Source organism: Parafrankia sp. FMc2, from assembly GCF_041008525.1.
Taxonomy (GTDB): domain Bacteria; phylum Actinomycetota; class Actinomycetes; order Frankiales; family Frankiaceae; genus Parafrankia.
In genome coordinates this window covers 1-9,633 of the sequence record NZ_JBFLUG010000066.1, presented here as the reverse complement: position 1 = coordinate 9,633, position 9,633 = coordinate 1, and the positions used below count along the sequence as shown (strand labels likewise).

Genomic DNA, 9,633 nt, shown 5'->3' with positions numbered 1-9,633 from the left:
CGATGGACGGCGAGTACGGACTGAAGCGGCACTTCAACGGCGATGCCGCACGTCTGTTGGGGGGGATGATCCGTGAGTTCCATCCCGGGTTTGACGTCGACGGGTACGCATCCGAGGTTGAGGGGCGAATACCCGGCAAGGAGCTGAAGGACCGGGTGCTCGTTCTCGCCGAGGGCCTGCGCGGCCGCCTGCCGCAGGACTACAACGAGGCACTTGTGATCCTCGTCGCCCTCCTGGGCGACGAGCTTGCCGAGGGCGAAGGAATGTTCAACAACGGCTGGTACCTGATGCCCGTCGCCCGGTTCGTCGAGGAGTACGGGCTGAAGACCCCCGCGGAGTCGCTCGACGCCCTGGTGGAGATCACCAGGCGGCACACCGCCGAGTACGCCGTCCGCCCCTTCATTGAGCAGTGGTACGACCTGACGATGCCGCGCCTGGCCGAGTTCGCGTGTCACCCCAGCCACAACGTCAGGCGGCTGGCCAGCGAGGGGACCCGCCCCCGACTGCCGTGGGCACGCACCCTGACCAGGTTCGTCCATGATCCCGATCCGGTCCTGCGGATCCTGGACACGCTGCACGACGACCCGTCCGACTACGTGCGCAAGTCCGTCGCGAACAATCTCAATGATATCTCTCGGGATAATCCGGAGATCGCGCTCGCCGCCGCTCGGAGATGGCTGCTGGCGAGCTCTGGCCCGGGGACGTCCTGGACGGTGAAACACGGTCTCCGAACCCTGGTGAAGAAGGGAAACCAGGAGGCGCTGGAGATCCTGGGGGTCACCGGCGGCGAGCACGTGAAAGTCGCTCGGTTCGACGTCAGCCCGCGATCGGTGATCCTGGGTGACTTCGTCACGATCAGAGTCGACCTGCGGAACACCGACCAGAAGACTCACACCGTCGCGGTCGACTATGTGGTCCACCACGTTCGAAAGGGCGGGCGGAGCATTCCGAAGGTGTTCAAGCTGACCACGCTTGAGCTGGCCGGCGGAGAGCGTCGAACGGTGGAGAAGATTCACCCGATTCGCGAGGTACAGACCCGTAGGTACTACCCGGGAGAGCATGTGATCGACATCCAGGTGAACGGCCTCGTCCTGGCTAGTGACCGGTTCGACCTCGACCTATGACTCGCCTGCGCAATCTTCTTTCCGCCGACCACCCGATGGTGGCCGACCATCGGCTCAGCGGCACGCCGGTGTTGCCGGGAGCCGCTCAGATCGACGCCATCCTCACCGCCTGCGACGCGACGCGACCTGGGCGCCGGTGGGAGCTCACCGAGGTCTCCTTCCTGGCCCCCCTGCTGGTCGCGGGCACCGCGGTACACATCGAGACCGCGCTGGGTGACAACGGGTCATGGGCTGTCAGCGCGGCGGACCCGGCCGGTGGGGGCGAGCCGGCCGCGTGGACGGTGCACTGCCAGGCCCGTGCCGAGAGCGCTCCGCTCCCACCCCCGGAGTACCTCGACCTCGCGGCGTGGTGGGCCGCGTGTTCCGACGAGCTGCGCCTGGCTGAGATCACCACGTGGCGGCAGTCCAGCGGCATCGCCTACGGCCCCACTTATCAGACGATCCGCTCGGCGCGTCGCGGACCGGACCGGATCTGTGCGGTCCTGCGCGCGGACGACGATGTGATGGCCCCGCACCATCTGCCGCCGCCGTTACTGGACGCCGTCTTCCAGTGCCTCGGGATTCTCGACGCCGGGGAGAACGGTTCCTGCCTGCCATGGCATGTCAGGCGGGTACGCGTGCGGCGTCGGATCTCCGGCACGGTCATCGCGATGATCGAGCGCACCGGTGCCGGGGGAGGCACTGTGCGGGGGCGGGCGACCGTGGTCAACCAGCAGGGCGAGATCCTGCTGGAACTCGACCGGATAGCCCTACGTGCCCGCGCGCCCGCGCGTCGCCGGCCGCGCCCGGGCTCCATCCAGGTGCAGACCTGGCGGCCGGTGGTACCGACCCCGCTGCCTGCTCCCGCCGATGGTGTGGCCCTTGTGGTGTCCTCTCGGGCGGGCGAGGTCACGGTGGATGAACCTGTGATCCGGCTCGATCCCGCGGAGCTGAACTCTGCGCGGCTCGAGGTGGCCCTCGCGGGTGTCAGGGTTCGTGAGCTCGTCTATCTGGCACCCGCGGTGGTGCACGACCCGCAGGAACTGCTGACCGGCGCGCTCTCCCTGGTGCGGCACCTCGCAGGCGCACCTCCGATGCCGGCCGTGACCATCGTGACCGCCGCCGGTCAGAGCGTGCGTGGCGGGGAGGACGTCGAACCGGGTCATGCGGCGTTGTGGGGGCTCGCCCGAGCCCTGCGCGCGGAGTACCCGCGCAGCGACGTCCGGCTGGTCGACACCGCCGTGATGCCACCGGGTGGTCTCCACTTCGCCGAGTCCGAGCTGGCCTGGCGGGACGAGGGCTGGCTCGCCCCGGAGTCGGCGTCAGTTCCGGGCCCCCCGGCCAGCGGTGAGATCGAGGGCGGGCGCTTCCTGATCACCGGAGGCATGGGTAGCGTCGGCATGCAGGTCGCCGAGTTCCTGGCCGGCCAGGGCTGCTCGCACCTGACCCTGGTCGGCCGGACGGTTCCGCGTGAGGATCCCCGACGGGCACGGCTCGACCGGCTCTCGGCGCTGTGCGACGTGAACCTTGTCAGCACCGACGTCCGCTCGCTGCCGGAGGCCCTGCGGGACACGAAGCCGTTCGACGGTGTGCTGCACGCCGCCGGCGTGCTGCGCGACGGTCTGGCACGCTCGCTGCGTCCCCAGGACATCGCGGACGTGTTCGCACCCAAGGTCGCCGGGGTGCACGCGCTGGACGAGGCGCTGCGGAACCTGGCGACGCCCCCGCGGTTCGTCGCCCTCTTCTCCTCGGTGGCCGCCGTGCACGGCAATGTCGGCCAGATCGTCTACGGGACGGCCAACGCCTACCTCGACGGCTTCGCCGCACGCAGACGTGCCCAGGGCGAGCCCTGGTACAGCCTCAACTGGGGCCTGTGGACCGTGGGCATGGGAGAGGCAGTCGTCGCGCGTGCCGCTGCCCACGGCGTCGGCGCGCTCAGCGGCGACGAGGGAACCGCCCTGTTCCACACCGCGATCGGCCTGCCCCCCGGCAACTACGTCCTGTCCCAGCCCCCGGCGCCGAAGGGTGAGCCGATGACCGTCGCGACGCAGACAACCGAGCTGTGGCTCCTGCTATCCACGGTTCTCACCAGAACGCTGCACGTGCCCCGGATCTCCGCCGACGACGACCTGATCGAGCTCGGACTCGACTCGATGATGGCTGTGGAGGTGGCGGCGGCGCTGGCCGCTGAGGGTCTGGACGTCGAACCCGCGGCGCTCTTCGAGCACAACGAGGTGGAAGCGTTGCTCACCCACCTCGCCTCGCTGCCCGTGACGCCGACGCCGCCAGATCGTCCTGCTCCGGCCGCCGTTCCTGTTCCCCTTACGGCTCCTGTTTCCGTGGCCACGGCCGTGGCCGTTCCCGCGCCGGCGCCCCAGCCCCAGCCGGCACCGCCTCCCCTTGCCCTGCCGGAGCGCCTTCTGGTGCCCGTGCCGGCGTCTCGTGCGTCCGCGCCGGACTTCGTCCCCGACTGGAACCGGTTCCGCGGAACGGACACCCCACCGGCTGTTCGGCGGCCGGCGCCGGTCTCACCGGCCCCACCGGTTGAGAGGGGGCCCCGGTTGCCCGGCCCCTCGTGGCCGCCGTCCGCACCGGCTCAGCTCACCGGACTACCCGATGCCGGTCTGCCCTCCGCGAACCTTCCCCGTACCGGCACGTCTCCTCGCCGGACCCTGCCCAGTCGGCTCTCCGCGGATGCATCCGGGTCGTTCCTCGAGAGCCGCATCGACGCGCTCTCGGTCGATGACCGAGCCATCGTCGCGCGCGACGACTACTTCTACGAGCCGGTCGTCGAGCGGGCGAGCGGCTCCTGGATCCGTTTCGACGACCGCTGGTTCCTCAACTTCGCGTCGTACAGCTATCTCGGTCTGGTCGGTCATGAATACATCAACGAGCAGGCGATCAGAGCCGTCGAAACGCATGGGACTGGAGCCCACGGGGTCCGGCTGCTTGCCGGCACGCTGCGCCTGCACCGAGAGCTGGAGCTGGCCCTCGCCAGATTCCTCGGTACCGAGGACGCCATCGTCTACACCAGCGGCTATATGACCAACATGGCGACCATCGGCGCCCTTGTCGGGCCCGGCGACGTCATTATCGGGGACGTTTACAACCATGCTTCCATCCTGGACGGATACCGTCTGTCCGGAGCCGCCGTACTCACCTACGCTCACAACGATCTAGCCGATCTGGAACGCGCACTGAGAAAGGCGGGTGATGCGGGAAAGCTCGTTGTCTCCGACGCGGTTTTCAGTATGGACGGTGACATCGCAGACCTGCCGGGAATCCTTAGTCTCTGTGAACGTTACGACGCTGCACTGATGGTGGACGAGGCGCACAGTCTCGGCGTACTGGGAGCGACCGGCCGCGGCATCGCCGAGCACTTCCGGGTCGATCCGGCGCGGATCGCCCTGAAAATGGGGACGCTGTCCAAGACGATTCCGAGTGCCGGCGGCTATGTCGCCGGCTCGGCGGATCTGATCTTCGCGCTGAAGAACAACGCCCGCGGCTGGATGTTCTCGGCGGCGGGCACGCCCATGCAGGTCGCCGCGGCCAAGGCGGCCATCGAGGTCATCGAGGCATCCCCGGAGTTGCCCGGTCTGCTGCGGGCGAGAACCGATCGCTATCGCCTGTCGCTGCAGGAGGCTGGGTTCGACACGCTCGCCAGTGTGACGCCGGTGGTGCCGATCATCTGTTCCAGTGCGGAGCAGGCCCAGGCCATGGCGCGGCTCTGCCAGCGAGATGGGCTGTTCGTGCAGCCGATCGTCTACCCCACCGTTCCGAAGGCGCTGCCGAGGCTGCGCACGATCGTGAATCTGACGCACTCGGACGACGACCTCAAGAAGGCCTTGGAGATTCTCGCCGACGCGGGCCGCCAGGTCGGTCTTCTCCACTGATCGAAGAAAGGGTGACCACACATGAGCGAGATCGAGACCGAAGCATTCTTCGGCGCGGTACTCAAGGCGATCGCCTGCACCCGCAACCATGATTTGACCGGAACCCACTACGAGGCGGGTGTCCTTGAACCGGCGCGGCGGATCCGCGAGTTCGAGAAGAAGCTGGAGGGTCGCTCCCTGACGTCCGCCGAATCCGATCAGGTGCTCGCCTGGCTTGACCTGATATTCAGGACCAAGCTGACTCCCGAGGAGGAGCGCGATTACTACCACCGCCGGATCGCCGAGGCCGCGGGCCTGTCGGTTGTCTGAACATGCCTGCCCGCGCGTGGTATAGCCACGAGCTCTGTTTCTGGCATGACCCCGGGTCCGGCGCCGGCTATGTGCCGGTCGGCCCCGGGGTCGAGCCCTTGCGCCAGTTCGCGGTCGACCCCGATCTCCGGCGGGCCGAGGGGCTGGTCAGAGCCGTAGGGGTGATGGATCACTTCACCCAGGTCACCCCCAGGCCCGCGAAGGACGACGACCTCCTGCTCGTCCACACGAGTGAACACATCGAGCGCGTCGAGGTTGCGTCGGCGCTCGGTGATGGCGACGCAGGCGTCTACGCCCGCGTCAACTACCACAGCGCCATGGCAGCCAGACTCGCCGTCGGCGCCTGCGTCGAAGCGACCAGCGAGGTGATAGCCGGCACCTTCGACCGCGCGTACTGCGTCGTCCGGCCGCCGGGCCACCACGCGGAGGCGGACCGGGCCATGGCCCTCTGCCTGTACAACAACGTCGCGATCGCGGCCCGCGCCGCGCGGCGCCAGGGCGTCGGCAGGGTGCTGGTCCTCGACTGGGATGTGCACCATGGCAACGGGATCCAACAGGCCTTCTACTCCGACCCGGACGTGCTGTACGTGTCCGTGCACCAGGACGGCCTGTTTCCGCCGGCGTCCGGCCTGGTCGGCGAGATCGGGTCGGGCGCGGGCAGGGGAACCACGCTGAATATTCCGCTGCCCGCCGGGTCCGGGCACGAGGCCTACTGCGCCGCCCTGCGGCGGCTGGTGGAGCCGGCAGTCCGGGCGTTCGCGCCGGAGCTCGTGCTCGTGGCAGCCGGCGTCGACGCGAGCGGCCACGACCCGATGGGCCGGATGCTGTGCACCAGCCAGACGTTCCACCTGATGGCCACCGCGCTGTGCGAGCTCGCGGACGAGCTGGCCGGTGGTCGGATCGTGTTCGTCCACGAAGGCGGCTACTCGGCCTGGTACCAGCCGACGCTCGTCCTCGCCATCGCGTGCGCGGTCGCCGGGCTCCCGGCGCCCGCCGACCCCTTCCTGCACTCCCTGGCACATCTGCCGGGGCAGCAGCTGCAGCTGCACCAGCGCCGGGTCGTCGAGCACCTGCTCACCCACCATCCGCTTCTGACCGGCACCTGATGGCCGGCTGGTTGACGAACGTGAGCGCTCTGCCGCCTGAAACGGGCGGCCGAGCGGGCAGGCGCGGGGAGTCTCCTCGCCTGCGGCTGGTCGTCCTGCCGCACGCCGGCGGCTGGCCGTCCGCCTTCCGTCCCTGGCGCGGGGTCCTTCCCCCGGGCGTGGAGCTGTTGGCGGGGCAGTTCCCCGGCCGGGGCATGAGACAGGGAGAGCCCCTGCTGAGACGGGTCGAACCCCTGGCCGACGGTCTTGGACGGGCTCTCATGGAGCTGGAACCGCTGCCGTTCGCCGTCGTTGGCCACAGCTTCGGCAGCGTGGTCGCCTACGAGCTCACCAGAGCGCTGGAGCGGGCGGGTATGCCGCCGGAGTTGCTGGTCGTGTCGGCCCGCCAGGCACCCTGCTTTCCGAGCCGGCCGCCGTACGCGCACCTGAGCAGCGACGCGGACCTGTTGCGGCACGTCCTGCGGATCGGTGGAACTCCCGCGGAACTGGCCCACCGCACGGATCTGATGCGCCGCATGCTGCCGGCGATCCGCGCCGACCTGGAAGCGCTCGAGACCTACCGGCGCCCCGTGTCCGGGAGCACGACGTCGATGCTCGCGCTCGGCGCGGTCGACGACCCGTTGGTGGAAGCCGACCGACTGTCGCTCTGGTCGCTGGAAACCACCGGAGAGTTCACCCAGCGGACCTTCTCCGGCGGGCATTTCTTCATCTACCAGCCTGAGATCGCCGTACAGATCACTCGGCTGGTGATGGCCGCTGTCGGCGATCCGTTCCTCGGCCGACCGGGAGAACGCCGAGGAAACCCGGCGTCGATCGGTGGCACGACGGTCGGATCGCATTCCACCTGACAAGAATCCCGAAAGGACACCTCTTGACCTCCCTGACCGCAGACAACCACCGGGCGGGTACCCGGGAATGGCTGGGACTCGCCATCCTGGCGCTTCCCACGCTGCTGTTGTCGATCGACGTCAGCGTGCTGCATCTTGCTGTGCCGCACATCACCACCAGCCTCGAACCGTCAGCGAGCGAGATGTTGTGGATCATCGACATCTACGGCTTTCTGCTCGCTGCCTCCCTGGTCACGATGGGCACCCTGGGCGATCGCGTCGGGCGGCGGAAACTGCTGCTGATCGGCGCGGCCGCGTTCGGTGTGCTCTCGCTCGCCGCCGCCTGGGCGGACGGTCCGATCCTGCTGATCGCGGCCCGTGCGGCCCTGGGTATCGCCGCAGCGACCCTCATGCCCTCGACGCTCGCCCTGATCAGCAACATGTTCCGCGATGCGAAGGAACGCGGGGTCGCGATCGCTGTCTGGGTGACGATGTTCTCGGTGGGCATCGCCCTCGGCCCCGTTGTCGGCGGTGCGCTGCTGGAGCTGTTCTGGTGGGGATCGGTCTTCCTGATCGCGGTGCCCGTGATGGCACTGCTGCTGGTCGCCGGCCCGGTCCTGCTGCCCGAGCATCGAGACGAGCAGGCCGGTCGCCTGGACCTGGTCAGTGTGGTCCTGTCCCTCCTGGCGATCCTCCCGATCGTGTATGGCCTGAAGGAGATCGCGCGGGAAGGCGGAGCGGTGATCCCCGTGCTGGCGATCGTCGTCGGTCTCATCGCCGCAGTAGCCTTCGTCCACCGGCAGCGGACGCTGACGAACCCAGTGCTCGACGTGGGTCTGTTCCGGCAGCGGGCCTTCGTCGCCACCCTGGCCACCATGCTGGTGGCCATGCTGGTGGCGGGGGGGACCTACCTCTTCGTCACCCAGTATCTGCAGTTGGTGGACGGCCAGTCCCCGCTGCGGGCCGGGCTGTGGCTCCTCCCCGCCGCGTTCGCGCTGATAGTCACATCGATCGCCGCTCCGATGGCGGTGAGCCGGTTCGCACCGTCCACGGTTGTCTGCGCCGGTCTGCTGCTGTCGGCGGTCGGTCACGCCATGCTCGCCCTGGTACCGGCGTCCGGCGGTCTCACGTTGCTGGTGATTGCGTTCGCCCTGGTCTACGGCGGCGGGGGTCCGCTCATCGCGCTGGGAACGGATCTCGTGGTGGGATCGGTGCTTCCGGAGCAGGCGGGGTCCGCTGCCGCGATCTCCGAGACGAGCACTGAGCTGGGCATGGCGCTCGGTGTCGCCACGCTCGGCAGCGTCGGCACAGCGATCTATCGCGGTCAGCTGACGCTTCCTGAGGGCCTTCCCGCCGATGCCACCGATTCCGCGCGTGACACCCTGGCGGGCGCGCTCGCATCCGTGGAGGGCCTCGCCGGGCCGGCTGGAGAGGCCCTCGCCGCGTCGGCCCGCGATGCGTTCACCGACGGCCTGAACGTGATCGGTCTGATCAGTGCGCTGGTGTCGGTCGCGCTCGCTGTCCTGTTCGCCACGAACACCCGCTCGCGACCGGCGACGGAAAGCGCTTCTGTTGTCGAGGATGCCAAGGAGATCGTGAAGGCCGACGCCGGCTGATCCGGTCGACGTCACCTGGCCTCGGTGCGACCGTCCGCGGCCAGGTGACGTCTGCCATGGCCCGAGACATCGCGGAGCGGCGGCCTCCACTCCGGGCTGCTGCGCGCGCTGCCGGTGGGCGCCGTCGACCTCGACGACGACCAGTGCGCCGACGAGATCAGCACGGGAGAACCTGTGATCCTGGTACTGCCGCCGACGCTGGCGATGCCGGTGGCCGCCGGCTGGGCCGCTCCCGCATACGCGGGCGCTGGCCCTCCCCGCCCGCCGCCCGGATCCGCGCACGCCTCAGTCACCAGCCGGGCGTAGACCAGCAGGACATTGAATGCCCCGCAACCCGCGAGGTAACAGGTGTCCGCCACGTGGTTGCGGTCGGATGGTGCCCACAGAAATAACCAAGACGGCGCGAAAGGGGTCTGTTGCATCCAGCGATGACAATCGATCTTGACCGTAAATCTTCTCGCGAACAGGCGTGCTGACGGCCTCCATGGCCGCTCTCGAGCATCCTGCCGGCAGGCTGAGAGGTCTTCAGACCGGAAGATTTGCGGTCAAGATCGGCTGGTTCGGCTGGATGCAACAGACCCGCCGGCGTGGACTACGTCTATCTCTGGGCGGACGGCATCGTGCGCCACGAGGCGCTGCATCACCGAGTGGGGGTGGGAGACCTTCACCGCCGGGTTGTCGTGGCAGCCGGGCAGAAGCTGAGGGCAGCCTGATCCGGGAGACGCCGGGGAGGGCGGGAAGCAGCCCTGACAACGCCGGGACGCGTCGGCACTGCCAGA

At 68.9% G+C, this 9,633-nt stretch carries 7 protein-coding genes; all 7 read left to right on the top strand.

The genetic code is table 11. The features are described from left to right. Positions 1-2: 2 nt before the first annotated feature. Positions 3-1,124 (top strand): DNA alkylation repair protein, encoded by a 1,122-nt coding sequence (locus AB1460_RS21540; protein WP_368963640.1) that lies wholly within the window; start codon positions 3-5, stop codon positions 1,122-1,124. Then, entirely contained in the window at positions 1,121-4,996 is a 3,876-nt protein-coding gene (locus AB1460_RS21535) for an aminotransferase class I/II-fold pyridoxal phosphate-dependent enzyme (RefSeq protein ID WP_368963626.1), read from the top strand. Before AB1460_RS21540 ends, AB1460_RS21535 begins: the two co-directional genes overlap by 4 nt. Before the next feature lie 21 nt (positions 4,997-5,017). After that, the gene (locus tag AB1460_RS21530; RefSeq protein ID WP_368963625.1) at positions 5,018-5,305 is read left to right on the top strand and encodes a hypothetical protein; all 288 of its coding nucleotides are present in this window, start codon (positions 5,018-5,020) and stop codon (positions 5,303-5,305) included. Between the two features lie 2 nt (positions 5,306-5,307). Continuing rightward, complete coding sequence (locus AB1460_RS21525) at positions 5,308-6,411, top strand: class II histone deacetylase (RefSeq protein WP_368963623.1); 1,104 nt, start codon at positions 5,308-5,310, stop codon at positions 6,409-6,411. A gap of 20 nt (positions 6,412-6,431) precedes the next feature. After that, a complete protein-coding gene (locus AB1460_RS21520; protein ID WP_368963621.1) occupies positions 6,432-7,259 on the top strand; it encodes a thioesterase II family protein in 828 nt (275 codons plus the stop codon). A gap of 32 nt (positions 7,260-7,291) precedes the next feature. Then, positions 7,292-8,854, top strand: coding sequence for an MFS transporter (locus AB1460_RS21515; protein ID WP_420497332.1), 1,563 nt, complete (start codon positions 7,292-7,294; stop codon positions 8,852-8,854). 114 nt (positions 8,855-8,968) lie between these two features. Continuing rightward, the gene (locus AB1460_RS21510; protein ID WP_368963618.1) at positions 8,969-9,160 is read left to right on the top strand and encodes a hypothetical protein; all 192 of its coding nucleotides are present in this window, start codon (positions 8,969-8,971) and stop codon (positions 9,158-9,160) included. Positions 9,161-9,633 lie beyond the last annotated feature (473 nt).

What these genes read in the sequence shown, in the direction of transcription:
- AB1460_RS21540 (WP_368963640.1), top strand. Translation starts at nt 3, where the DNA reads ATGGACGGCGAGTACGGACTGAAGCGGCACTTCAACGGCGATGCCGCA.
- AB1460_RS21535 (WP_368963626.1), top strand. Translation starts at nt 1,121, where the DNA reads ATGACTCGCCTGCGCAATCTTCTTTCCGCCGACCACCCGATGGTGGCC.
- AB1460_RS21530 (WP_368963625.1), top strand. Translation starts at nt 5,018, where the DNA reads ATGAGCGAGATCGAGACCGAAGCATTCTTCGGCGCGGTACTCAAGGCG.
- AB1460_RS21525 (WP_368963623.1), top strand. Translation starts at nt 5,308, where the DNA reads ATGCCTGCCCGCGCGTGGTATAGCCACGAGCTCTGTTTCTGGCATGAC.